The 23,056-nt window shown below is 69.2% G+C and carries 24 protein-coding genes and 3 tRNA genes; 9 read left to right on the forward strand and 18 right to left on the reverse strand.

The window, feature by feature from the left end; genetic code table 11:
- Positions 1-94: 94 nt before the first annotated feature.
- Positions 95-167, forward strand: a tRNA-Lys gene (locus FSY98_RS03630).
- A 140-nt stretch (positions 168-307) separates the two neighbouring features.
- On the forward strand, positions 308-856 hold the full coding sequence (locus FSY98_RS03635; RefSeq protein WP_144874060.1) for a type 1 glutamine amidotransferase domain-containing protein: 549 nt from the start codon (positions 308-310) through the stop codon (positions 854-856).
- Positions 857-886: 30 nt separating this feature from the next.
- On the opposite strand, the gene FSY98_RS03640 is transcribed toward FSY98_RS03635, so the two are convergent.
- Positions 887-1,408 (reverse strand): CGNR zinc finger domain-containing protein, encoded by a 522-nt coding sequence (locus tag FSY98_RS03640; RefSeq protein WP_144874062.1) that lies wholly within the window; start codon positions 1,406-1,408, stop codon positions 887-889.
- Positions 1,409-1,433: 25 nt separating this feature from the next.
- Between FSY98_RS03640 and FSY98_RS03645 the strand changes: the two genes are divergently transcribed.
- Positions 1,434-1,637, forward strand: coding sequence for a hypothetical protein (locus FSY98_RS03645; protein WP_144874064.1), 204 nt, complete (start codon positions 1,434-1,436; stop codon positions 1,635-1,637).
- Between the two features lie 15 nt (positions 1,638-1,652).
- On the opposite strand, the gene FSY98_RS03650 is transcribed toward FSY98_RS03645, so the two are convergent.
- From FSY98_RS03650 to FSY98_RS03705, 12 genes are all read right to left on the reverse strand, one after another.
- On the reverse strand, positions 1,653-2,183 hold the full coding sequence (locus FSY98_RS03650) for a DUF1697 domain-containing protein (protein WP_144874066.1): 531 nt from the start codon (positions 2,181-2,183) through the stop codon (positions 1,653-1,655).
- Positions 2,180-2,761, reverse strand: coding sequence for an isochorismatase family protein (locus FSY98_RS03655; RefSeq protein WP_144874068.1), 582 nt, complete (start codon positions 2,759-2,761; stop codon positions 2,180-2,182). Before FSY98_RS03655 ends, FSY98_RS03650 begins: the two co-directional genes overlap by 4 nt.
- A gap of 79 nt (positions 2,762-2,840) precedes the next feature.
- A tRNA-Thr gene (locus FSY98_RS03660) sits at positions 2,841-2,916 on the reverse strand.
- A gap of 72 nt (positions 2,917-2,988) precedes the next feature.
- Positions 2,989-4,545, reverse strand: a complete 1,557-nt coding sequence (locus FSY98_RS03665) for an alpha/beta hydrolase (RefSeq protein ID WP_144874070.1) — start codon at positions 4,543-4,545, stop codon at positions 2,989-2,991.
- Positions 4,542-5,699: a DNA polymerase III subunit delta' gene (locus FSY98_RS03670; protein ID WP_144874072.1), complete on the reverse strand. Its 1,158-nt coding sequence runs from the start codon at positions 5,697-5,699 to the stop codon at positions 4,542-4,544. Before FSY98_RS03670 ends, FSY98_RS03665 begins: the two co-directional genes overlap by 4 nt.
- 52 nt (positions 5,700-5,751) lie before the next feature.
- Positions 5,752-6,381 (reverse strand): dTMP kinase, encoded by a 630-nt coding sequence (gene tmk / locus FSY98_RS03675; RefSeq protein ID WP_144874074.1) that lies wholly within the window; start codon positions 6,379-6,381, stop codon positions 5,752-5,754.
- 26 nt (positions 6,382-6,407) lie between these two features.
- On the reverse strand, positions 6,408-9,248 hold the full coding sequence (gene topA, locus FSY98_RS03680) for a type I DNA topoisomerase (protein ID WP_144874076.1): 2,841 nt from the start codon (positions 9,246-9,248) through the stop codon (positions 6,408-6,410).
- A gap of 97 nt (positions 9,249-9,345) precedes the next feature.
- Positions 9,346-9,675, reverse strand: coding sequence for a helicase (locus FSY98_RS03685; RefSeq protein WP_144874078.1), 330 nt, complete (start codon positions 9,673-9,675; stop codon positions 9,346-9,348).
- 76 nt (positions 9,676-9,751) lie between these two features.
- The gene (locus tag FSY98_RS03690; RefSeq protein ID WP_144874080.1) at positions 9,752-10,090 is read right to left on the reverse strand and encodes a TadE family type IV pilus minor pilin; all 339 of its coding nucleotides are present in this window, start codon (positions 10,088-10,090) and stop codon (positions 9,752-9,754) included.
- Positions 10,090-10,287 (reverse strand): DUF4244 domain-containing protein, encoded by a 198-nt coding sequence (locus FSY98_RS03695; RefSeq protein ID WP_144874082.1) that lies wholly within the window; start codon positions 10,285-10,287, stop codon positions 10,090-10,092. Before FSY98_RS03695 ends, FSY98_RS03690 begins: the two co-directional genes overlap by 1 nt.
- 33 nt (positions 10,288-10,320) lie before the next feature.
- Positions 10,321-11,214 carry a type II secretion system F family protein gene (locus FSY98_RS03700; protein WP_260857252.1) on the reverse strand — a complete coding sequence of 298 codons (894 nt, stop codon included), beginning with the start codon at positions 11,212-11,214 and terminating at the stop codon, positions 10,321-10,323.
- On the reverse strand, positions 11,208-12,215 hold the full coding sequence (locus tag FSY98_RS03705; protein WP_144874084.1) for a TadA family conjugal transfer-associated ATPase: 1,008 nt from the start codon (positions 12,213-12,215) through the stop codon (positions 11,208-11,210). The genes FSY98_RS03700 and FSY98_RS03705 overlap by 7 nt, the downstream gene beginning before the upstream one ends.
- Positions 12,216-12,477: 262 nt before the next feature.
- Here FSY98_RS03705 and acs point away from each other — a divergent pair, with 262 nt between their 5' ends.
- Positions 12,478-14,445 carry an acetate--CoA ligase gene (gene acs / locus FSY98_RS03710; RefSeq protein ID WP_144874086.1) on the forward strand — a complete coding sequence of 656 codons (1,968 nt, stop codon included), beginning with the start codon at positions 12,478-12,480 and terminating at the stop codon, positions 14,443-14,445.
- A gap of 61 nt (positions 14,446-14,506) precedes the next feature.
- Here the strand turns inward: acs and FSY98_RS03715 are convergent, their stop codons facing one another.
- Positions 14,507-14,965, reverse strand: coding sequence for a RidA family protein (locus FSY98_RS03715; RefSeq protein WP_144874088.1), 459 nt, complete (start codon positions 14,963-14,965; stop codon positions 14,507-14,509).
- On the reverse strand, positions 14,962-15,186 hold the full coding sequence (locus FSY98_RS03720; RefSeq protein WP_144874090.1) for a hypothetical protein: 225 nt from the start codon (positions 15,184-15,186) through the stop codon (positions 14,962-14,964). Before FSY98_RS03720 ends, FSY98_RS03715 begins: the two co-directional genes overlap by 4 nt.
- Before the next feature lie 77 nt (positions 15,187-15,263).
- Between FSY98_RS03720 and FSY98_RS03725 the strand changes: the two genes are divergently transcribed.
- The 5 genes from FSY98_RS03725 (at position 15,264) to FSY98_RS03745 (ending at position 20,208) form a co-directional block, all read left to right on the forward strand.
- Positions 15,264-17,849: a transglycosylase domain-containing protein gene (locus FSY98_RS03725; protein WP_144874092.1), complete on the forward strand. Its 2,586-nt coding sequence runs from the start codon at positions 15,264-15,266 to the stop codon at positions 17,847-17,849.
- A complete protein-coding gene (locus FSY98_RS03730; RefSeq protein ID WP_144874094.1) occupies positions 17,846-18,784 on the forward strand; it encodes a metallophosphoesterase in 939 nt (312 codons plus the stop codon). The genes FSY98_RS03725 and FSY98_RS03730 overlap by 4 nt, the downstream gene beginning before the upstream one ends.
- Positions 18,785-18,837: 53 nt before the next feature.
- Positions 18,838-18,914, forward strand: a tRNA-Pro gene (locus tag FSY98_RS03735).
- A gap of 68 nt (positions 18,915-18,982) precedes the next feature.
- Positions 18,983-19,456: a VanZ family protein gene (locus FSY98_RS03740; RefSeq protein ID WP_144874096.1), complete on the forward strand. Its 474-nt coding sequence runs from the start codon at positions 18,983-18,985 to the stop codon at positions 19,454-19,456.
- Positions 19,453-20,208 carry an HAD-IIB family hydrolase gene (locus FSY98_RS03745; RefSeq protein WP_144874098.1) on the forward strand — a complete coding sequence of 252 codons (756 nt, stop codon included), beginning with the start codon at positions 19,453-19,455 and terminating at the stop codon, positions 20,206-20,208. Before FSY98_RS03740 ends, FSY98_RS03745 begins: the two co-directional genes overlap by 4 nt.
- A gap of 48 nt (positions 20,209-20,256) precedes the next feature.
- Here FSY98_RS03745 and FSY98_RS03750 read toward each other — a convergent pair whose 3' ends face one another.
- From FSY98_RS03750 to FSY98_RS03760, 3 genes are all read right to left on the reverse strand, one after another.
- On the reverse strand, positions 20,257-21,516 hold the full coding sequence (locus tag FSY98_RS03750) for an alpha-hydroxy acid oxidase (RefSeq protein ID WP_144874100.1): 1,260 nt from the start codon (positions 21,514-21,516) through the stop codon (positions 20,257-20,259).
- A gap of 11 nt (positions 21,517-21,527) precedes the next feature.
- Positions 21,528-22,250, reverse strand: coding sequence for a FadR/GntR family transcriptional regulator (locus FSY98_RS03755; protein WP_144874102.1), 723 nt, complete (start codon positions 22,248-22,250; stop codon positions 21,528-21,530).
- A gap of 148 nt (positions 22,251-22,398) precedes the next feature.
- Positions 22,399-23,052 carry a thymidine kinase gene (locus tag FSY98_RS03760; protein WP_144874104.1) on the reverse strand — a complete coding sequence of 218 codons (654 nt, stop codon included), beginning with the start codon at positions 23,050-23,052 and terminating at the stop codon, positions 22,399-22,401.
- Positions 23,053-23,056: the final 4 nt, after the last annotated feature.

Below are 23,056 nucleotides of genomic sequence, written 5' to 3' on the forward strand. Positions count from 1 at the left end.
CGCCCGCAGGGGGAGGACGGTGAGATGGTCAAGGGGCCGTCGACGATGCGAATCGTCGGCGGCCCCTTCTTCGCGCCCCTAGACTGGTGAGCACGGGCCTCTAGCTCAGTTGGCAGAGCATCGGACTTTTAATCCGCGGGTCGTGGGTTCGAGCCCCACGGGGCCCACCGTCGTCTCCTCGTCGCACCGTTGCAGGCTTCTAGCATCCGCGTCTGCATCCGACCACCCCCTTCCCCGCCCGCGTCCTTCGCGAGAGGCTCGAAGTGCTCCTGATCCGGGAGCCCAGCCTTCCACGAAAGGACACATCATGGCGACTCTGACCGATAGCCGCGTGGCATTCCTCGCGACCGATGGATTCGAGGACAGCGAGCTGACCAGCCCGTGGGAGGCCGTGCAGGCCGAGGGAGCGAGCGCTACCCTCATCGCCCCCGAGGGCCAGCAGATCACGGGCAAGAACGGCCACGTGCAGCACGTCGACCTCACATCCGATGCGGCGAAGGCCGACGAGTTCGACGCCCTGGTCCTGCCCGGCGGCGTCGTGAACGCGGATCACCTTCGCCTCGACAAGTCGTCGATCGAACTGGCGCGCACTTTCTTCGAGCAGCACAAGCCGGTGGCGGTCATCTGCCACGGAGCGTGGATCCTGATCGAGGCCGGCGTGGTCGACGGTCGCACGCTCACGAGCTACCCGAGCCTGGCCACCGATCTCCGCAACGCCGGGGCCACCTGGGTCGACGAGGAGGTCGTGGTCGACAGCGGCCTCGTCTCGAGCCGGACCCCCGACGATCTGCCGGCGTTCAACGCGAAGCTCGTCGAAGAGGTCGCCGAGGGCAAGCACGCGAGCCAGACGGCCTGATCTTCCCTCCTGCGAACCGGCGGTCCGGTGTCAGGCGCTCGTACGAGCGCGATGACGCCGGACCGCCGCTCTGTTCGCACACCGCACCGAGCAGAATCGCTGCCGGCCGTTGCGGGTGACGTCGACGACGACGTTGGTGCACGGCGACGCCTCGCACCGGCCCAGACGATCCATGCCCCGGGTCACCAGATGCAGGGACGTGCCGACGGTGAAGATGGCGCGGAGCACGAACGGCAGCGAGCGGACGTCGTCGCGATAGTGCAGGTGCCAGCCCTCACCGTCATGATCGGTGAGCCGCGGGTACGCCGCCGCCTCTGCCATCTGCTCGTTCAGGATCCGGGCGCGCTCGGCCGAGTCCTTCTCGTCGACGATCGCGAGCCAATCGTCGATCACTTCACGAACCCGCTCGTGATCGTCGGACGCCGGCGGGAAGACCATGGTCATCCCCATCGACAGGGTCCGTCTCTCGATCCCCGCCCGATCGGTCGGCCACTCGTTCGCGAGGGATGCCGCCAGCAGAACCGCGTACTCGCCGTAAGGGTTGAGATGCATAAGGCCATTACATCACGCTGGAGACATGACCACGCTGCACACCCTTCCCCTCTCCCGCCCCACGTCTCTCTCACACGAACACGCGTGGCTCGTCGACTCGCGTCACCGGACCAGCGAGGGGGTGCTGCTGTACGTCCGGTGCGGGGAGTGCGCGACACGTCGAGTCGATCTGCAGACGCATCCGGCCGCACCTCCGTCGGCCGTCAGCATCGAGCTCGCCGGCCCCTGAGCGGCCGCAGACGGCTCAGCCGGTCAGCTCCGCGAGAGTGCGGACCGTACGCAGGTTTCGAGCCGTGCCGGCGACTCCCAACGCCCTGTCGAACACTGCCTTCGTGAGGCGCGTGCCCTGCACGCCACTCTCGCCGTAGTCGATCCACAGCTCTCGCCCGACGAGCGCGATGCGCTCCCCCGGCATGAGCCGATCGGTCAATGCGTCGAGCGCTCCGTCCCACGCGTCGCCGTCGAGGAACATGGCGTGCAGCATCTTCTCCGAGGCGTCCGCGAACGGATGCCGGGCCGTGGCGGCCACCAGCTCGTCGTGTGAGCGGTGGATCACCGGGGTGTCCACGTCGAACTCCTCGGCGATGATCGCTCGCGTGCGTGCGCACGCGGCCACCGGGTCTGCGGGGGTGTCGCAGATGACGTTCCCGCTCGCGATGTAGGTCGAGACCTCGCCGCCCAGCTCCGGGGCGAGAACCTCCCGCAGCCGAGCCATGGGCACCTTCGCCCTCCCGCCGACGTTCACGGCGCGCAGCAGCAGCACACTGCGGGTCATGCGTCGCGGCTGTCGGACAGCACGGCGCCGGCGTGCGCGAGCTCGGCGAGCGCCGCGCGACTCGAGTCCGGCGCCACCCCCGCGATGAGATCGGTGAGGATGCGCACGTGCACGCCGTGGGCGATCGCATCGAGGGCCGACGCCCGGACACAATGGTCGGTCGCGATGCCGACCACATCGACCTCCGCCACGCCCGCTTCGCTCAGGATGGCCCCCACCGTCTCGCCGCTCTCGGTGCGCCCCTCGAACATCGAGTAGGCCGGGACGCCCTGACCCTTGTGTACGTGGTGCGTCACCGCGTCCGTGTCCAGCAGCGGGTCGTACGCCGCCCCGTCTGTACCGGCCACGCAGTGCACCGGCCAGGAGTCGATGAAGTCGGGCTCCTTGTGGAAGTGGCCGCCGTTATCGCCGTCCGCATCGTGCCAGTCGCGGGACGCGAGGATGACGTCGTAGTCCTCGGAGCGACGGCTGAGGAAGGCGGACACGGCGGATGCCACGGCATCACCCCCGACGACGGCCAAGGCGCCACCCTCGGTGAAATCGTTCTGCACATCGACGATGAGAAGCGCTCTGCCCATGGTCCGAGCGTACGCCTGGCAGGGCGCTACCCGGAGGAACCAGAAGGCCCCGTGATGTTCTTCGCATCACGGGGCCTGGTGGAGCCGCTTGTCAGAATCGAACTGACGACCTTTTCATTACGAGTGAAATGCTCTGCCGACTGAGCTAAAGCGGCGCGATCATCGATATTACCCGTTCCGGCCGCGCACCGCGAATCGAGACCCTGACGTCCTGCGTCACACCGTGCTCACTCGCAGCGCAGGCCGTCTTCCGGCACCGTGTCGTCGAGCAGGAAGGCCTCCACCGCGCTGTCGACGCAGGTGTTCCCCTTGTTGTAACCGGTGTGCCCCTCACCCACTCGCGTGATCAGAACGCCCTCTGACAGCTGGTCGGCGAGCGACTCCGACCACTCGTACGGGGTCGCCGGATCGTTGGTCGTGCCGACGACGAGGATCGGGCCGGCCCCGTCCGCGGTGATCTCACCGCGGGTGCCGGTGGGCGGGTACGGCCACACCTCGCAGGAGTCGGGGCCGTCCCAATACGGGGCGATGGTCGGAGCACCCTCGGCGATCTTTTCCGACGTCGCCGCCTCGGCGGACGGGTCGTCCTCGACCGGGTAGTCCATGCAGTTGTACGCGCGGAAAGCCTCGGACGAGTTGTCGAGGTAGCTGCCGTTCTCACGACCGTTGTAGAAGTCCGCGAGGAGGAACGCGGTGGACGGGTCACCCTGCAGCGCCTCGTCGAACGCCTGCGTCAGGTAGGTCCAGCTGTCCTGCGAGTACAGGGCGGCGATGATCGCCGTCATGAGGGCGTCAGCCCCCAGCATCCGGCCGTCTCCGTTCTCGAGCGGCACGGCGTCGACGCTCGCCAGCAGGGCGCCGAGGTCGGCCATCGCCTCGTCGACGGAGCCGGTGAAGGGGCATTGTCCGGAGTCGAGGCAGTCCTGCATGTAGGCGCGCAGCGCGGATTCGAACCCGAGGGCCTGCGTCGCCCCGACCTCGAGACCGGACACCGACGGGTCGATCGCGCCGTCGAGGACCAGGCGCCCCGCCTTCTCGGGATACAGGTTCGCGTACGTGGCGCCGAGGAACGTGCCGTACGAGTACCCCAGGTAGTTGAGCTGCTTGTCACCGAGGACGGCACGGATGAGATCCATGTCGCGTGCCGCGTTGATCGTGGTCACGTACGGGAGGATGCCGCCGCTGTTCGCCTCGCAGGCGTCGGCGAACTCCTTGTGCGCTGCCAGCAGCTCGGCCTCCCACTCGGCGCTGCCGCGCGGCGCCTGGGGGATCGAGTAGAGGTAGTCGTCCATGCCCGCGGCATCGAAGCAGGTGACGGCGGTCGACTGCCCGACCCCTCGCGGATCGAAGCCGATCACGTCGAAGTTCTCGATGAGGTCGGCCCCCACAGCGAAGTCGAGGCTGTCCTGGATCAGGTCGACGCCGCTCGCTCCCGGACCACCCGGGTTCGTGAGGAGTGAGCCCTTCGCCGTTCCCGTCGCCTGGTGACGGACGACCGAGAGGGTGATCTCGCCATCGGCGGGGTTCTCCCAGTCGAGCGGAGCGGTGACGTCGGTGCAGTCGAATCCGGTGCCGCACTGCGTCCAGTCGAGGGTCTGTCCGTAGAAGGGCATGAGATCCTCGCTCACGCCCTCGGTGTCGGGCGCGTTGGTGACCGACGGCTTGGGGTCCGCCCCCTCCGGGATCATGGCGTACAGGCAGCCGGATAGTGCGACGGATGCTGCGGCGAGGCCGGCGACGGCCACGAGGACCCGACGAAGGCGAGAAGTCGATCGGTCGGTCACGGTGTCCTCCCGCTCGTGACGGTCACGAGCAAGCTCTCCAGGGCGAGCAGCGGTGCGACGTTGCGCTCCAGCGACTGGCGGGTCTCGGCAAGATGGTCAAGTACGACAAGGGTACGTGTCTCGGGCCACGCCGACGCGAGCGCCGCCAGTTCGTCGTGGAGTTCGCTGTTGATCAGCTCGCCGCCGCGCCCGAACTGCAGCATGACGACGTCCCGGAAGAGCGATTGCAGATCGGTCAGCACGCGGTCGATCCCGTCGCGGAGGCTGCGGGTCGCACGCTTCTTCTGCTCGTCCTCCAGCGCGGAGATCTGGGAGCGCAGCGCGGGAGGGACCGCCTGCCCCTCCCCGATGCCGACCGTTCGCAGCAGCGTGGCACGCTCGGCGGCGTCGCGCTCGGCCGTCAGCGCCTTCGCGTCGTCCGTCGCCGCCTGGATGATCCGCCCGGCCACCTCGACCGCGTCGTTCACGCCGCGGACACCGATGACCGACCTCAACGTCTCGTCGCGACGTCGTCTCGCCGCGTCGTCCGTGGCGAGGCGCTGAGCCATGCCGATGTGGCGCTGCGCGTGCCGCGCAGCCTGCTCGGCGATGGCGGGGTCGACACCGGTGCGGAGGGTGATCAACCGGGCGACGTCGGCCACATCCGGCTCGCGGAGGCGGAGCGACCGCACGCGCGAACGGATGGTCGGCAGCAGATCCGCCTCGCTGGGGGCGCAGAGCACCCAGACCGTCTGCTCCGGCGGCTCCTCGAGCGCCTTGAGGAGCACGTTCGAGGTGCGCTCGACCATGCGATCGGCGTCTTCGACGACGATCACGCGGTAGCGGCCGGCTGACGGCGCGAAGTAGGACCGCTCGACGAGCGACCGCGCCTCGGCGATCGTGATGATCACTTTGTCGGTGCGCAGTGCGGTGACGTCGGGATGCGTGCCCGCGAGCACCTGCCGCATGGTCGCCTCGTCGTCGGGCCGGTCGGCGACCAGCGCCGCGGCGAACGCGTGGGCGAGCGTGGAGCGACCGGAGCCGGGAGGGCCGGTGATCAACCACGCATGCGAGAGCGCTGAGGGGTCGGAGGCGGCGGCGCGGAGCGTCTCGACTGCTGCGTCCTGCCCCCAGACGTCGGCCCAGGGAAAGGGCGGCGAGACGGTCTGGGGCATGCTCTTAGCCTAATCTGCGGCGACGACAAACGAGTGCCGGATGGGTCGGGCCTCAGCGCAGGACGTGCTGCACCTTCGCCCGGATGGTCTCGGCGATGCGCGCGGGGTCCTGTGCTGCGTCCAGCACGAGGAACCGCTGCGGTTCGGCGGCGGCCAGAGCGAGGAACGCATCACGGACGCGACGGTGGAAGTCGCTCTTCTCCGCTTCGAGACGGTCAAACGGCTTGTCGGCGGAGTCCAGCCTGTCCCTGGCGATGTCCGGATCGAGGTCGAGGAGGATCGTGAGATCGGGCAGCGCGCCCTCGGCCGCCCACAGCGACAGCTCGCGGATCTCGGTGCCGTCGAGCACCCGCCCGGCGCCCTGATAGGCGACGGACGAGTCGAGGTAGCGGTCCTGGAGCACCACCTCGCCACGCTCGAGTGCCGGACGGACGATTGTCGCGACGTGGTGCGCGCGATCGGCCGCGTACAGCAGCGCCTCTGCACGGGGGGCGATGTCGCCGCGATGGTGCAGGACGATGTCGCGAATGAGCAGCCCGACGTCGGAACCGCCGGGCTCTCGCGTGCGCACGACCGTCCGGCCGACATCGGTCAGCCAGTCGGCGAGCAGCGTCGCCTGCGTGGTCTTGCCTGAGCCGTCGCCGCCTTCGAGCGTGATCCAGACCCCGCTCCCCTGGGTCACGAACCGGCCTTCACTGGGTCGCCCACTCACTCGGCGCGCTTGGCGGCGGCGTTCGCCGCTCGCGTCGCCGCCGCTTTCTTCGCTGCGGCGGAGCGGGCGGCCGCCTTGTCGGGATCCGTCTGCGTCGTCGCGGCGGCCTTCTTGGCCGGCGCCTTCTTCGCAGCGGGCTTCTTCGCGGGCGCCTTCTTCGCCGGCGCCTTCTTTGCTGCCGCGCCGCGCTTCGGGGCAGGGCCCTTGGCACGCTTGTCGGCGAGCATCTGTACGGCGATCTCGAAGGTGATGTCCTCGGGCTTCTGACCACGCGGGATCGTGACGTTCGTCTCGCCGTCCGTCACGTAGGCGCCGAAGCGTCCGTCACGGATGCGGATGGGCTTGCCGCTCACCGGGTCGGCCTCGAATTCCGCGAGCGCACTGGACGCTCGGCGAGCTCCCGCGCCGTACTTCGGCTGCTTGTAGATCTCGAGCGCCTGCTCCAGCGTGACGTCGAAGATCTGCGATTCACTATCCAGCGACCGCGAATCGGTGCCCTTCTTGAGGTACGGACCGTAGCGGCCGTTCTGCGCCGTGATCTCGTCACCCGACTCGGGGTCGGTGCCGACCACGCGCGGCAGGCTCAGCAGCTGCAGAGCGGTGTCGAGATCGATCGTGTCGACCGACATCGACCGGAAGAGGGATCCGGTACGGGGCTTGGGCGCGGCATCCTTCTTCGCTCCGCGCTTGGGCTTGGGCTTGTCCACGACCTCGCCGGTCGCCTCGTCGACCGCTGCGTCGTCCGACACCGGATCGTTCTCCTGCACGTACGGCCCGAATCGGCCGTCCTTGACGACGATCACCTTGCCGTTCTCGGGATTCACGCCGAGCACGCGGTCGCCGGCGACGGGAGCGTCGATGAGCTCCTGCGCCTTCTCCGCCGTCAGCTCGTCGGGGGCGAGGTCTTCGGGGACGTTGACGATACGCGGCTTCTCGTCAGGGGCAGCCGGGTCGACGACCTCGAGGTACGGTCCGTACTTGCCGAACCGCAGCGTGGCCGTGTCCGTGATGCGAGTGGAGTTCAGCGCACGGGCGTCGATCTCGCCGAGGTTGTCGACGACGTGGCGCAGACCCACCTGGGACTCGGAGCCGTAGTAGAACGAGCGCAGCCATTCGACGCGCTTCTGTTCGCCGCGCGCGATGGCGTCGAGGTCGTCTTCCAGCGCTGCGGTGAAGTCGTAGTCGATCAGGTCGGCGAAATGCTCTTCGAGCAGCCGGACCACGCTGAACGCGAGCCAGGTCGGCACAAGAGCCTGACCCCGCTTGGTCGCGTAGCCGCGGTCGATCACCGTGCCGATGATGCTCGCGAACGTCGAGGGGCGGCCGATGCCGTGCTCTTCGAGCGCCTTCACGAGCGACGCCTCGGTGTAGCGCGGCTTCGGCGTCGTGCGGTGGCCCTTCGCCTCCGCCTCGGTCATCCGCAGCTCGTCACCGACGGCGACGGCGGGCAGCGACTGCTCGTCCGAGGTGTCCTGCGAGTTCCGCTTCTCGTCGCGTCCCTCTTCGTACGCTTCGAGGAAGCCCTTGAAGGTGTAGACGGTGCCGGATGCCGTGAACTCGGCGTTCTGACCGGCCGCGTCGACGGCGATCGTGACGGTCGTGGTCTCGTACTTCGCGTCCGCCATCTGGCTCGCGACGGTGCGCTTCCAGATGAGGTCGTAGAGGCGGAACTCCTCGCGGTCGAGATCGGATGACACCGACGAGGGAGTGCGGAAGGTCTCTCCCGATGGGCGGATCGCCTCGTGCGCCTCCTGAGCGTTCTTGCTCTTGGACTTGTAGACGCGCGGCTTCAGCGGCACCGCGCTGTCGCCGTAGAGCGCGACTGCCTGACTCCGCGCCGCCTGCACCGCCTGGGTGCTCAGCGCCGTGGAGTCGGTGCGCATATAGGTGATGTACCCCTTCTCGTAGAGCCGCTGGGCGACGCTCATCGCTTGCTTCGCGCTCATCGAGAGCTTGCGGCCGGCCTCCTGCTGCATCGTGGAGGTCGTGAACGGCGCATAGGGGCTGCGCGTGCCGGGCTTCGCCTCGACCTTGGAGACGGTTCCGATGCCTGCCGCGTCGACGGCGAGCGCGAGGGCGGCGGCCTTCTTCTCGTCGAGGACGACGACGGCCTTCTTGAGCTTTCCGGTGTCGTCGAAGTCGGTGCCGCGGGCGAGCTGCCCGCCGTCGACGCGAACGAGCCGCACACGGAACCCGGAGGCGGACGAGGCGAGTGCCTCGACGTCCCAGTAATCGGCCGAGACGAAGGCCATGCGCTCACGTTCGCGCTCGACGATCATGCGAGTGGCGGCGGATTGCACACGGCCGGCCGACAGCCCGGTCTTGACCTTGTACCAGAGCACGGGCGAGACGTCCCAGCCATAGAGACGGTCGAGGATGCGGCGCGTCTCCTGCGCATCGACGAGGTCGGTGTCGAGTTCGCGGGTGTTGCCGACGGCGGCTTGGATCGCATCCTTGGTGATCTCGTGGAACACCATGCGCTTCACCGGGACCTTGGGCTTGAGGGTCTCGAGCAGGTGCCAGGCGATCGCCTCGCCCTCGCGGTCCTCATCAGTGGCGAGCAGGAGCTCGTCGGCGGTCTTCAGCGCCCGCTTCAGCTCGGCGACGGTCTTGGTCTTGCGGTCGGACACGACGTAGTACGGGTCGAAGTCGTTGTCGACGTCGATCGAGTACTTGCCGTATGCCTGCTTGTCGGCGGCGGGGATGTCCTTCTTGTCGGCGAGGTCACGGATGTGACCGACCGAGCTGAGCACCTCGTAGCCGTCACCGAGGTAGCCCTGAATAGACCTCATCTTCGTCGGGGACTCGACGATGACCAGCTTCTTGCCTTGAGCCAAGGGTGCATCCTTTCTCCGAAGCACACCATACACACCGCCGTGATGGGTTGGTCACAGCGGCGGCCTGCGTTCTCGCGAGCAGCGCTTCGCGCCGACGTCATCTCTCCTCGGGTGGCCCGGCACGGGCGCGGGAGACGGCGGCGAGTCCAGCGTACGCCGCCTGGACCTCCACGGTCGCCACGAGCCCCACGACGGCGCAGTCCGTCACGCGGGCACGGGACGCCTCCGCCACGCGAGCGGCGAGAGCGCACGGCGCGTCGGCCGTCGCCACCGCTCCACTGGCGGCGTCGGCGGCGGCGAGCGCCGCTGCATCCGCCGCCCCTGCCGCGCGCTGCGCAGTCACCGCAGCCCCGCCCACGGCTGCGAGGCCGAGGGACAGAGTGGCCGCGACGACGAGCAGACCGGCCCCGAGAGCACTCCCGGCCATCAGACCATCCCGCTCGCCACGGCTCCGGCGGCCGAGACGGCTCGGCTGTCGACGCCCGGCGTCGGCCTGCTGCCCATCACAGGCCGCCGGCGAGGGCGCAGCTCGAGGCCTGGAGCGGAAGCCGGACCATCGCGAACGCAACCTCGCCGTGCGCGGTCGCGCAGACGATGTCACCCTCGTTCCGGCTCGACATCGCGGCGCCCGGAACCGCCCTGGACACCGCGGCGGAGGCGGGCCCCGGCCCCTCCCCTCGGCCGAGCAGCCTCGCGGCGTCGGCCGAGGCATCCTGCAGCGCGACCTGACGCGATGCCGCGCCCAGCGCGCCGGCCCCGAGCATGAGGGCCAACAGCACTGCGGGAAGTGCGAGGGCGAGTTCCGCAGCGACGGATCCGCGCTCGTCATCGGGTCTGCGCATCATGACACCGTGAGTGCACGGCGTACGAGATCGGTGAGGATGCCCTGCACCTCGCCGGAGCGCAGAATGACGACGAGCAGCCCCGCGAAGGCGACGGCCGCCATCGTCGTGATGGCGTACTCAGCGGTCGCCGCCCCGCGGTCGTCCCCGAAGAGGGAGGTGGCGGTGCGGCGGGTGAGGGTCGGGATGGTGGTCATGGTTCTTCTTCTTTCTCTGTAGGGACTTCGTGGTCACAGCGGCATTGGTGTCGACGCGAGCACGCTGAGCAGAAGCGGTGCGACGCCGAGGAGGAGGAAAGCGGGCAACGTGCACACCCCGAGCGGCAGGAGCAGGCTGGTCGAGAGGCGTGCGGCGCGCAGCCGACCCTCGACCCGCGACGAGTGCCGGTCCTGAGCGGCCGACGCGCGCAGCAGCTCGACCGCCGGCACCCCCGCGGATCGCGAGAGCTCCAGCACTGCACGCAGCTGGCCCTCGTCACCTCTTCCTGACGCCTCCGTATCCGCCACGAGGCGGAGCGCTCGATCGACCGACGCCCCTCCCGACAGCGCGACGGCCACCAGTTCGGCGTGCATGCCCGGCGTGCCGGGGTCTGGGCGCGCTCGACGCAGCAGTCGACTCGTCCAGGCCCGCGCAGCCAGCACGAGGACGAGTCCGGCCACCACGCACCCGGCACCGAACGGATTCGTGGTGATCACGCCGAGGGTGTCGAATCCGAGAGCGAAGCCGAGCAGGAGGCCTGCGAACGGCATCCACAGCAGCAGCCGAGCTGTACCGGCGGGCTCGGCGAGGGCGATCCGCACGTCGTCGGCGGCCGAGGCCGCATCGCGGAGGGTGTCGGCGATCATCCGCAGGACCTCGGCGAGGGGAGCGCCGATCGTCGTCGCGACCTCCCAGGCCGCGGCGAGATCACGCCAGACCCCGCCTCGTCGTTCGATCGCAGTGACGAGGGGTTCTCCGCCTTCGACGCTCTCGACGATGGCGACCGCGTGGGAATCCCCGAGATCGGCGACGTGCCGCCAGGCGACCATCGGTGCGGCACCGGCCTGCAGCAGGACGGCGAGCGTCTGCACGGTGGTGGCCGGATCGGCCTCCCGCTGCGCGGCACGGCGGAGCAGCGTCACCACGGCCGTACCTCTTCTATACCGAGCCGATCGCCATCGAGAGCGAGCACTCCGGCCCGCTCGATCCGTCGCGTCCCATCCGGCGCGCGATGCAGGTGCAGGACGATCCCGAAGGCGCTGACGGCCTGCCGAGCGAGGGCCGTCGCATCCATACCCGCGAGCGCCCCCAGTGCCTCCAGCCTGGCCGGCACATCGGCGAGTCCACTGGCGTGCAGGGTTCCGGCGCCTCCGTCGTGCCCGGTGTTCAAGGCGCTCAGGAGCTCCCGCACCTCCTCACCGCGGCACTCCCCCACGATCAGTCGATCCGGGCGCATCCGCAACGACTCCCGCACGAGTCGTGCGAGGCTGATCCCGCCGGCGCCCTCCAGATTCGACTGCCGCGCCTCGAGGGCGACATGGTGCGGATGACGCGGCCAGAACTCGGCGACGTCCTCGATCGTGACGATCCTCTCGCCCTCAGGCACTGCGGTCAGCAGCGCCGACAGCAGTGTCGTCTTACCCGTGCCAGTGCCCCCGGATATGAGGATGTTGGTGCGGGTGCGTACGAGATCCAGAAGCCAGCGCCGCTGCCGGTCGTCGATCGACCCCAGCGCTGCGAGAGCATCGAGGTCGGCGACGCGCACGCGCGGCACGCGGATGGAGAGGGCGGTGCCGGAAGCGGACACAGGGGGGAGGACCGCATGGACGCGTATCCCCGAGGCCAGCCGTACGTCGACGCAGGGAGCCTGGTCGTCGAGGTGGCGTCCTCCGAGTCCGACGAGGGAGACGGCGAGGTCGCGCACCTCGCGCTCCGACGCCCGCCACCGTGCGACCGGTTCGGTGCCGTGACCGCGGTCGACGAACAGCCCGGACGAGCCGTTGACGAAGATGTCGGTGACCGCGTCGTCCAGGCAGAACTCCGCGAGCGGCGCGAAGGCCGGATCGAGCGCGATCTCTGCCGCGGCGTCGAGGCCCCCGTCGACGCGCGCGCCCGCTCGAGGCTCGATGACGAATGCGTGGCTCATGCGTCGACGGTAGGCACCTCGACCTCCGCACCGGCGTCCGGCCGACCGGGGAACTCGGCGCGTGTGCACAACCCGTTCGACCCCTCGAGGGTGCAGAGGCGGTCGGACCCGAACGGCGCGACCGCCCTGACTGCAGCCGACCCGATACCGACTTTCGGCAGTATTGAGCGTCACCGGCCGAGACTAGATTCGCCCTCACGCGGTTCGAGCATCGGCTCGGTCGCGCCCGCACGACCCGCACGCCGCAAAGGAGCGCCTGCCGATGAGCAGTCAGATCGATCACCTTCTCGACGAGACCCGCAAGTTCCCGCCGTCAGAGGAGTTCGCCGCCCAGTCGATCTCATCGCCCGAGCTGTACGAGCGCGCCGCAGCGGACCGCGAATCGTTCTGGGGCGAGCAGTCCCGTGAGCTGCTGAGCTGGAGCACGCCGTTCTCACAGGTGCTTGACTGGTCGACGCCCCCCTTCGCGAAGTGGTTCGACGACGGCGAGCTCAACGTCGCCTACAACTGCCTCGACCGGCACGTCGAGGCCGGCAACGGCGACCGCGTCGCGCTGCACTGGGAGGGCGAGCCGGGCGATTCCCGCAGCATCACCTACGCCGAGCTCACCGACGAGGTCAGACGAGTCGCCAACGTGCTCGAGGGCCTCGGAGTCGGCCACGGCGATCGGGTGGCGATCTACCTGCCGATGATCCCCGAGGCGGTGGCGGCGATGCTGGCCGTCGCTCGGGTCGGCGCGATCCACTCCGTCGTCTTCGGCGGCTTCAGTGCCGACAGCCTGCGGGCCCGCATCGACGACGCAGGTGCCAAGCTGGTCATCACCGCCGACGGCGGCTACCGCAAGGGACGGGTCTCCGCGCTCAAGCCCGCTGTCGACCAGGCCCTGTCCGACCGCGGCGAGGGCGAGCAGCAGACCGTCGAGCACGTCCTGGTCGTCAAGCGCGGCGAGAACGAGGTGGACTGGCAGGACGACCGGGACATCTGGTGGCACGACGCCGTGCCACCGGCATCCGCCGAGCACACCGCGCGGGCCTTCCCCGCCGAGAACCCCCTGTTCATCCTCTACACCTCGGGCACCACCGGGAAGCCGAAGGGGATCCTGCACACCTCCGGCGGCTACCTCACCCAGGCGGCGTACTCGCACAAGTACGTCTTCGACCTGCATCCCGAGACCGACGTCTACTGGTGCACCGCCGACATCGGATGGATCACCGGCCACAGCTACGTCACGTACGGCCCGCTCGCGAACGGCGCGACGCAGGTCATCTACGAGGGCACACCGGACTCCCCGCACCCCGGCCGCTGGTGGGAGATCATCGAGAAGTACAAGGTCTCGATCTTCTACACCGCGCCGACCGCGATCCGCTCGTTCATGAAGATCGGCCGCAGCGTGCCGCAGAAGTTCGACCTGTCGTCGCTCCGCCTGCTCGGCTCTGTCGGCGAGCCCATCAACCCCGAGGCGTGGATCTGGTACCGCGACGTGATCGGCGCCGGCACCACCCCGATCGTCGACACGTGGTGGCAGACCGAGACCGGCGCGATCATGGTGTCCGCCCTGCCCGGCGTCACCGCGACGAAGCCCGGTTCCGCCCAGGTGCCGCTCCCCGGCATCTCGATCGACGTCGTGGACGAGTCCGGCACCGACGTGGGCAACGGCAACGGCGGACTGCTCGTCGTCACCGAGCCCTGGCCGAGCATGCTCCGCGGTATCTGGGGCGACCCCGAGCGGTACAAGGAGACCTACTGGGAGAAGTTCGAGGAGCAGGGCTACTACTTCGCCGGGGACGGCGCGCGACTCGACGACGACGGCGACCTGTGGCTGCTCGGCCGCGTCGACGATGTCATGAACGTCTCCGGTCACCGACTGTCGACGGCCGAGATCGAGAGCTCGCTCGTCGCCCACGAGGCCACCGCCGAGGCGGCCGTCGTCGGCGCATCGGACGAGACGACCGGCCAGGCCGTCGTGGCTTTCGTGATCATCAAGGAGAGCTACCTCTCCGAGCACGACCCCGCCGGTCTCGCCCAGCAGCTGCGTCTGTGGGTCGGCGAGCAGATCGGCGCCATCGCGCGTCCGCGCGACGTCTACATCGTCGGCGAACTGCCGAAGACGCGGTCGGGCAAGATCATGCGTCGACTGCTGCGGGACGTGGCGGAGGGCCGAGAGGTCGGCGACACGACGACGCTCGCCGACACGGCGGTGATGAGCATCATCTCCGCACAGGTCAAGTAGCACGGATGCCGAACGCCCCCTCCCGACCGGGAGGGGGCGTTCTTCGTATACGGCAGCGGACTCAGGCGAGGATGAAGGTGACCTCGACCTCGACCGGGCTGTCGAGCGGGAGCACCGGCACGCCGACGGCGGCGCGGACGTGGCGTCCGGCATCGCCGAAGATCTCCCCGAGCACGACGCTCGCGCCGTTGATGACACCGGGCTGACCGGAGAAGTCCGGAGTGGATGCCACGAAGCCGCCGACCCGCAGGACCCCGCCGATCCGGTCGACGCCACCCGCGGCATCCGCAGCGGCCGCGAGTGCGTTCAGCGCACAGGTGCGGGCGTAGGCGTTCGCATCGTCGGCGGCCACCTCCGCTCCGACCTTCCCGGTGGCGGGCAGGGCGCCCCCGGAGAAGGGCAGCTGGCCGGAGGTGTAGACGAGGCCGTCGCGGACGACGGCGGGGACGTAGGCGGCAACCGGTGCGGCGACCGCAGGCAGCTCGATGCCGAGCTCGTCGAGGCGTGCGGAGATGCTCACGCGGCGCCTCCCTCGAACTGACGCGACGCCTGTTCGGCGGCAGCGAGACCCGCATTGCCCGCGGCATCCGAGGTGACCGGTCGCTTGAAGTAGGCGACGAGTCCGCCTTCCGGTCCCTGCACGACCTGGACGAGCTCCCAGCCCTGCTTGCCCCAGTTGTTGAGGATCGCGGCCGTGTTGTGGATCAGCAGCGGCGTGGTGAGGTACTCCCACGTGGTCATGGCTCTCCTGTCTGGCGGCACCCGGTGCCCGGATGCGTCGAAGGTGGTTTTTCAGGGAACTCCCCTACGATCAGCGTATGCCTCAAAAGAATCGCACGGTGAAGGGTGCGCTCGGCGGAGTCCTCGGACTCGTCGGCCTGAGCGCGGTCGCCGGCCTCCTCGTCACGGCCAGCGTCACGCCCGTTCTCGCCATGACGGGTATCGCCGGTTCGCAGGCCCTCACGATCTTCGAAGACCTGCCCGAGAACCTCCAGGTCGACGCCCCCATGCAGCAGTCGACGATCTACGCGACGGGCCTCGACGGTGCCCCGGTCGCGCTGGCCTCGTTCTACGAGCAGAAGCGCATCCCCGTCGCCTACGACCAGATCGCGCCGGTGATGTACGACGCCATCCTGTCGAGCGAGGACAAGAACTTCTACACCCACGGCGGCATCAACCTCGGTGCGACCGTGAAGGCCGCCGTCGGGAATCTCGCGCGCACGACGGACCGAGGCGCGTCGACCATCACCCAGCAGTACGTGAAGAACGTGCAGGTGCAGGAGTGCGAGCAGAACGTCGACCCTGCGGCCGACGACTACTCCACGCAGATCGAGCAGTGCTTCCTCGACGCCGCCGTCGCCAAGGGCAGCGAGGGCATCGAGCGCAAGCTGCAGGAGATGCGCTACGCGCTGAAGATCGAGAAGGACTACTCGAAGAACGAGATCCTGCTCGGCTACCTCAACATCGCCAACTTCGGCGGAACGATCTACGGCATCGAGGCAGCAGCGAACCGCTACTTCTCGACCAGCGCCGCGAACCTCAGCCTCGCGCAGGCCGCCACCATCGCCGGCATGGTCCAGGAGCCGAACCGGTTCCGGATCGACCGACCGGGCGGGATCTGGACGGACGACGACGGCGTGGCCCACAACGGCGACGCCGACGGCTATCAGGACACGAAGGACCGTCGCGACTACGTGCTCGACCGCATGCTGGCCGACAAGAAGATCACGCAGGCAGCGCACGACGAAGCAGTCGCCACGCCGGTCACTCCGGTGCTCAGCGAGCCCCAGCAGGGATGCGCGGCAGCGGGCGACAACGCGTACTTCTGCCAGTACGTCAAGGCCGTCATCGAGAACGACGAGGCCTTCGGCGCCACCGAGGAGGAGCGTCGGATCAACCTGCGCCGCGGCGGCATGGAGATCTACACGTCGCTGGACCTGCGTGTGCAGCAGACCGCGATCGACGCTGTGAAGGCGCAGGTCCCCCAGGCGATGCCCGGCATCCTGGTCGGCGGAACCGGCGTCTCGGTCGAGGCGGCCACCGGACGAGTACTCGCGATGGCGCAGAACACGGTGTTCAACGAGACGACCGAAGCGAACCTGGCTGCGGGAGAGACCTCGCAGGTCTTCGCCGCCGACAAGGCGCACGGCGGCTCGACCTACGGCTTCGAGACCGGGTCGACGTACAAGCTCTTCACCCTGCTGAGCTGGTTGGAATCCGGGCACTCGGTCAACCAGGTGCTCGACGGGCGACTGAAGACCTTCAGCCCGTTCACCCAGTGCGGTGATCGGATAACGAACACCTCCAAGATCAACAACTTCGGCAACTCCGGCGGCTCCGTGGGCAACGTGCGGCAGTTCACCGCGCAGTCGCTCAACACCGGGTTCCTCGCCATGGCGCAGCAGCTCGATCTGTGCGACATCAACAAGGTCGCCAAGAAGCTCGGCGTGCACTACGGAAACGGCGACGACATCACGGTCGGTGGGACCAACGCGAACACCGCAGCCAACGACCCGTTCCCGACGGTGCTGGGCTCGAAGAGCGTCGCGCCGCTGCAGATGGCCGGCGCCTATGCCACGGTCGCGAACAACGGCATCTACTGCGAGCCGCGCGTCATCGACCGGGTCGTGGCCGAGGACGGTTCCGAGATGACCCCGCCGGCACAGAAGTGCTCGCAGCAGCTCACTCCGGAGGTCGCGGCGACCGCGGCGTACGCGCTGCGGGGCGTCATGGAGGGCAACGGCACCGGACGCCGCGCCAACCCGAACGACGGCACGCAGCTGATCGGCAAGACGGGTACCGCCGAGAAGGAGCACACGATGCTCGTCGAGTCGAGCACGCGAGTCACGACCGCCGTCTGGGTGGGCAACATCGACGGCCGGATGCCGCTGAACAACTTCAGCGCCAACGGAGTCCGTCTGGGCGACATCCGGTACGGCTTGGCGCGCGAGATCCAGCGGGCAGCGGACGAGGTCTACCCCGCCGAGGCCTTCCCGCGGCCGGACGACCGTCTCAGCCGGCAGATCCTCGCGGACGTCCCCGACGTGGTCGGCATGACGGTGGACGCGGCGACGCAGGCGCTGGAGGCCAAGAACTTCCAGGTGGCCGTCGGCCCGGCCGTCGACGGCCCCGCGGGTGACGTCGTCGTGGCGCAGGACCCGTCTGGACAGGCTCCGACCGGCGGCACGATCACGATCTCGCCGAGCAACGGGCAGGGCGCCACGGTGCCTGACATCACCGGGCAGTCGAAGACAGAGGCGGGACGGGCGCTGTTGGCCGCCGGTTTCTCGTCGGTGTCCTTCGACGGCTCCTGCAACCCGAACGGCGCCAAGGTCGCCTCCACCGACCCGGCCGCGAACACCGCGACCAACAAGTCCGCATCGATCACGGTCACCTGCCAGTGACGCACCGCTCATCGGCTCATCCGGCCCTCATCGCGCTCGGCGCGGTGGGGGCCGCCGGCGCCGCGGCGGCGGTGTGGGGCTTCGGCATCGAGCGCTATCTGTTCACGGTGCGAGAGGTGTCGGCCGCCGCCCTGCCCGCGGGCTCCGCTCCGATCCGGGTGCTCCACATCTCCGACGTGCACATGGCGCCCTGGCAGCACCGCAAGCAGGACTGGCTCGCATCTCTCGCCCAGCTGGAGCCCGACCTTGTCGTCAACACCGGCGACAACCTGGGCCACCGCGACGGGCTCTCCGGCATCCGTCGTGCATTCGATCCGCTCGCCGGCATCCCCGGTGTCTTCGTGCACGGCTCGAACGATGTGATCGCGCCCTCGCCGCGGAATCCGTTCCTCTACTTCATGGGTCCCTCCCGCAGGAGCAACGCCCCGGTCCCGCTTCTCGACACCGGGGCGATGGACAGCTACTTCACCGATGAGCTCGGCTGGGCGGGTCTGAACAACGCCGCCGTGCGGATGCGCGTCGCCGGGAGGGACATCGATCTCTTCGGAACCGACGATGCCCACCAGGAGTGGGACGATCTCGAATCCCTCCCGGACGCCATGTCCGGTCTCGGCACCCGCCCCGCGGGCACACCGGTCCTCGGGGTCACCCACGCGCCGTACCAGCGGGTCTTGAACTCCTTCGTCGACCTCGGGGCGGACGCCATCTTCGGCGGGCACACGCACGGGGGCCAGGTCTGCCTCCCCGGCTACGGCGCCCTCGTCGCGAATTGCGACATCCCACTGAAGCAGGCCAAGGGGCTCAGCGAATGGACGGCGGACGGACGCACCGTGCCGCTGAACGTCAGTGCGGGATGCGGTCACTCGATCTACGCGCCCGTGCGGTTCGCCTGCCGCCCAGAGGCCACCCTGCTGACCCTAACGGCACGCGGGTGAGCGTCGGATTCGGCGCTGCGACCATTTCCCTGTAGACTCGGAGGGTTGCAAAACGGGGTGTGGCGCAGCTTGGTAGCGCGCTTCGTTCGGGACGAAGAGGTCGCAGGTTCAAATCCTGTCACCCCGACCAGTGACACCGGAAGGCCGCCCTCAGGGGCGGCCTTCTCTGTATCGGGATGCACGACGAAAGGGGACCGCGTGGATGCACTGCTGCCTGCTCCCCAGCGCTCGACCCGCGGCGTCGCGGTGCTTCTCGGCATCCCCTTCGTGGCCGGTCTGGCATTGCTGACGCTCACGCCGTCCCGTGTCGAGGAGAAGATGCCCGCCCTTCTCGACCTGGTCCTCTCGACAGCCCATCGTCTCGGGTGGGAGTGGCTCGACTTCACCCGCCTCGAGATCATCGCCAACGTGCTCGTCTTCGTACCGATCGGCGTGTTCGCGTTCCTCCTCGTGCCGCGCCGCGTCTGGCCACTGGCGGTCGTGCTCGGCCCCGCCCTCTCGATCGCCATCGAGGTCTCGCAGCATCTCGCCCTCCCCCAGCGCGCCGCCACCGTCAACGATGTGATCGCGAACTCCGCCGGAGCGCTGATCGGCGTGTCCCTCGCGATCGTCGGCACCCTTCTCTTCGCGCCGCGCGCGACCCGCCCTCGTCGTACTCTGGAGGCATCATGACCACACCCGCACTCGTCGCGTTCGACCTCGACGACACCCTCGCACCGTCGAAGGGACTGATCGACGACCGGATCGCCGGGCTCCTCACCGCCCTGCTGCGCCGCGGAGACGTCGCGATCATCTCGGGGGGCAACGAGCAGCAGTTCCGCACACAGGTCGTCGCGCAGCTCGCGGCGGTCGATGCGGAGACACTGTCACGCCTGCACCTGCTGCCGACATGCGGGACGCGCTACCTGCGTCACGACGGTGTGGACTTCGCGACGGTCTACGCGCACGATCTCAGCCCCGAGGAGAAGGACGCCGCACTGACCGCGTTGCGCGAGGAGGCGGAGCGTCTGGGCCTGTGGGAGTCGGAGCCATGGGGCGACATCCTCGAGGACCGCGGCTCGCAGATCACGTTCTCCGCGCTCGGGCAGAAGGCTCCGGGCGACGCCAAGCACGAGTGGGACCCCGACGGAGCGAAGAGGGCGGCTCTGCGGGATGCCGTCGCCCCGCGCCTTCCCGGGCTTGAAGTCCGCTCCGGCGGGTCGACGTCGATCGACATCACCCGCGCCGGCATCGACAAGGCCTACGGGATGCAGCGCCTCTCCGACCTGACCGGGATCCCGCTCGCGTCCATGCTCTTCTACGGCGACCGGCTCGACGAGGGCGGCAACGACTTCCCCGTGCTCGCTCTCGGCGTGCCGTCGATCGCCGTCGACGGCTGGGAAGACACCGCCGACAAGCTCGACGAACTGCTCATCTCGCTCTGACCCGGCCGCGAGCCCGACGCACGGTCGGGCCAGCGGCCGGAACGCAGCTCAGCGGACGACGTACCCCGACGCGCCCTTCGCGACGGGCACGAGCCTCGTCAGCTGCGTGACGTGAGCGGGCTCGAGCTCGGCCAGCGACGCGACGCCGAGCAAGCGCATGGTCCGCTCGATCTCGGTGCGGAGGATGGCGATGGTGCGGTCGACACCCGCGCGCCCGCCCGCCATGAGGCCGTAGAGGTAGGCCCGCCCGATCAGGGTGAAGTCGGCGCCGAGTGCGACGGACGCGACGATGTCCGCGCCGTTCATGATGCCGGTGTCGACCATCACCGTGAAGTCCTCGCCGACCGCACGACGCACCTCCGGCAGCAGGTGGAACGGGATGGGTGCTCGGTCGAGCTGTCGTCCGCCGTGGTTCGACAGCACGATGCCGTCGACACCGGCGTCGCGCAGTCGCACGGAATCCTCGACGTTCTGCACGCCCTTGATGACGATCTTGCCCGGCCACAGGTCGCGGATGATCGCCAGGTCGTCGTAGCTGATGGTCGGATCCATCGCCGCATCGAGCAGCTCACCCACGGTGCCGCCGGTGGCGCTGAGGGAGGCGAACTCCAGCTTCGGAGTGGTGAGGAAGTCGTACCACCACCACGGGCGCGGGATCGCGTTGATGATCGTGCCGAGAGTCAGCTGCGGCGGGATGCTGAAGCCGTTCCGCTTGTCGCGGAGCCGCGCGCCGGCGACCGGGGTGTCGACCGTGAACTGCAAGGTGTCGAAGCCCGCCGCGGCCGCGCGACGCGTGAGCTCGTAGGAGATCTCGCGGTCGCGCATGACGTAGAGCTGGAACCAGTTGCGTCCGTGCGGATTGGCAGCCTTCACACCCTCGATCGACGTCGTGCCGAGGGTCGACAGCGTGAACGGGATGCCGGCCGCGGCGGCGGCACCAGCACCGGCGACCTCGCCCTCGGTCTGCATGAGGCGCGTGAACCCGGTCGGCGCGATGCCGAAAGGCAGCGCCGATGGACCTCCGAGGATCTCGACGGACGTGTCGACCTGCGGCGCCGGGCGCAGGATGCCGGGGTGGAACTCGACGTCCTGGAACGCCTGCCGCGCCCGGCGCAGCGACAGCTCCCCCTCGGCGGCCCCGTCGGTGTAGTCGAAGGCGGCCTTGGGTGTCCGGCGCTTCGCGATCGTGCGCAGATCCGCGATGGTCAGCGCCGCGTCGAGACGCCGCTTCCTGCCGTCGAGCTGCGGCTTCTTGAACTTCATGAGCTCGAGGAGCTCGGCGGGATTAGGAAGCTGGCGCTGGACCATGCTCTGACCTCTCAGTCGGTGGGCGGGACGCCGCGGGTGAGTCCCGCGGCCGTGTAGTAGCCGGTGATGTGGGCGTGGACGAGCGCACGCGACTTCTCGGCGTCGCCGGCGGCGATCGCCGCGACGATGGCGCGATGCTCCGCACGGAGGCGCTCAGCCATGGCATCCCAGTCGGGGATGGCCGCGGCTCCCCGCTGCACGTACGACTCGATCGCCGTCCGCAGCCCGGCCATCGTCGCCGCGACGACCGTGTTGCCGCTCGCCTCGGCCAGTGCCAGGTGGAGCTGCGCATCGAGCGTGAGAAAGTCGGCCGGCGCGAGACCCGGCATCTCCATCGCGTCGAGCACCCGTCGCACCTCGTCGAGCGAGGGGGCGGACTGCGACGCGAGATCCGCGGCGACGGCATCCTCGAGCAGCAGACGGGTGCGGACCACGTCGTCGAGGGGGAACCCCTGCGCGGCGACCTGGAGACGGAGCAGCGTCGACATCCCGCCCGTCGGCGTCGCGATCACGATGGCCCCGGCTTGGGGCCCCGAGCCGGTGGCGGTGCGGATCAGTCCCATGACTTCGAGGACTCGCAGCGCCTCGCGGACGCTGGACCGCCCGACGCCGAGCTCCGTGGCGAGATCGCGCTCGGAGGCCAGCCGATCGCCGGGCCCGAGACGGCCCTCGAGGAGCTCTCGCTCGACGTGCTCCAGCACGAGGCGCCAGGCGCGCGCGGGTTGCTCCGGCATCCGCTCTCCTCCGCTCGTGTGGTCTGACCACAATATCGACTGTGGTCAGACCACGCAAGCGACCGTTACGGGCACGACCGCGGCGCAGCCCGCGACGGGGCGGCTCGGCGTGCGCCGAGCGAAGGCGCGCGCCGAGCGACAAAGGGTATCAGCCCAGGCGTCCGCCGGATTCCTGCAGGTAGCAGGCACCGCACAGCGACTCGTAGGTCGTCAGCTCCGGCGCCGCCGCACCTTCGGCGCCCTCGTCGATGGCGACCTGGTCGCCGGAGAACACGAATCGCCCGTCGATGACACGTCCGTTGAACACGGCCTTCCGCCCGCACCGGCAGATGGTCTTGAGCTCCTCGAGCGAATGCGAGATCGCCAGCAGTCGGGCGGAACCGGGGAACGCATGCGTGAGGAAGTCGTTGCGGATGCCGTACGCGATGACGGGGATGCCGTCTTCGATCGCGATGCGGAACAGATCGTCGACCTGCGCGGCCGTGAGGAACTGCGCCTCGTCGATCAGGAGACAGGCGACGTCGACGGGCCCCTCCGGGATCAGCTCGCCCTCAGCAGAGCGTCTGACCCGTTCGCGGTGCTCGTCGAAGAGCGCCCGCGCGTCGTCATCGGGACCGATCAGGAAGTCGACCTCGCGCGTCATGCCCAGCCTGCTGGAGACCTCGGAGGCGCCCTTGGTATCGATGGCGGGCTTGGCGAGCAGGACGTGCTGACCGCGCTCTTCGTAGTTGTAGGCGGCCTGGAGCAGGGCGGTGGACTTGCCCGAGTTCATCGCGCCGTAGCGGAAGTAGAGCTTCGCCACCGTG

The sequence above is a fragment of the Microbacterium sp. 1.5R genome (genome assembly GCF_007667425.1).
GTDB lineage: Bacteria > Actinomycetota > Actinomycetes > Actinomycetales > Microbacteriaceae > Microbacterium.

What these genes read in the sequence shown, in the direction of transcription:
- FSY98_RS03690 (WP_144874080.1), bottom strand. Translation starts at nt 10,090, where the DNA reads ATGCGCAGACCCGATGACGAGCGCGGATCCGTCGCTGCGGAACTCGCC.
- FSY98_RS03670 (WP_144874072.1), bottom strand. Translation starts at nt 5,699, where the DNA reads ATGCCCCAGACCGTCTCGCCGCCCTTTCCCTGGGCCGACGTCTGGGGG.
- FSY98_RS03655 (WP_144874068.1), bottom strand. Translation starts at nt 2,761, where the DNA reads ATGGGCAGAGCGCTTCTCATCGTCGATGTGCAGAACGATTTCACCGAG.
- FSY98_RS03725 (WP_144874092.1), top strand. Translation starts at nt 15,264, where the DNA reads ATGCCTCAAAAGAATCGCACGGTGAAGGGTGCGCTCGGCGGAGTCCTC.
- FSY98_RS03745 (WP_144874098.1), top strand. Translation starts at nt 19,453, where the DNA reads ATGACCACACCCGCACTCGTCGCGTTCGACCTCGACGACACCCTCGCA.
- FSY98_RS03645 (WP_144874064.1), top strand. Translation starts at nt 1,434, where the DNA reads ATGACCACGCTGCACACCCTTCCCCTCTCCCGCCCCACGTCTCTCTCA.
- acs (WP_144874086.1), top strand. Translation starts at nt 12,478, where the DNA reads ATGAGCAGTCAGATCGATCACCTTCTCGACGAGACCCGCAAGTTCCCG.
- FSY98_RS03695 (WP_144874082.1), bottom strand. Translation starts at nt 10,287, where the DNA reads ATGACCACCATCCCGACCCTCACCCGCCGCACCGCCACCTCCCTCTTC.
- FSY98_RS03720 (WP_144874090.1), bottom strand. Translation starts at nt 15,186, where the DNA reads ATGACCACGTGGGAGTACCTCACCACGCCGCTGCTGATCCACAACACG.
- FSY98_RS03755 (WP_144874102.1), bottom strand. Translation starts at nt 22,250, where the DNA reads ATGCCGGAGCAACCCGCGCGCGCCTGGCGCCTCGTGCTGGAGCACGTC.
- FSY98_RS03635 (WP_144874060.1), top strand. Translation starts at nt 308, where the DNA reads ATGGCGACTCTGACCGATAGCCGCGTGGCATTCCTCGCGACCGATGGA.
- FSY98_RS03705 (WP_144874084.1), bottom strand. Translation starts at nt 12,215, where the DNA reads ATGAGCCACGCATTCGTCATCGAGCCTCGAGCGGGCGCGCGCGTCGAC.
- FSY98_RS03650 (WP_144874066.1), bottom strand. Translation starts at nt 2,183, where the DNA reads ATGACCCGCAGTGTGCTGCTGCTGCGCGCCGTGAACGTCGGCGGGAGG.
- FSY98_RS03685 (WP_144874078.1), bottom strand. Translation starts at nt 9,675, where the DNA reads ATGGCCGGGAGTGCTCTCGGGGCCGGTCTGCTCGTCGTCGCGGCCACT.
- FSY98_RS03640 (WP_144874062.1), bottom strand. Translation starts at nt 1,408, where the DNA reads ATGCATCTCAACCCTTACGGCGAGTACGCGGTTCTGCTGGCGGCATCC.
- FSY98_RS03750 (WP_144874100.1), bottom strand. Translation starts at nt 21,516, where the DNA reads ATGGTCCAGCGCCAGCTTCCTAATCCCGCCGAGCTCCTCGAGCTCATG.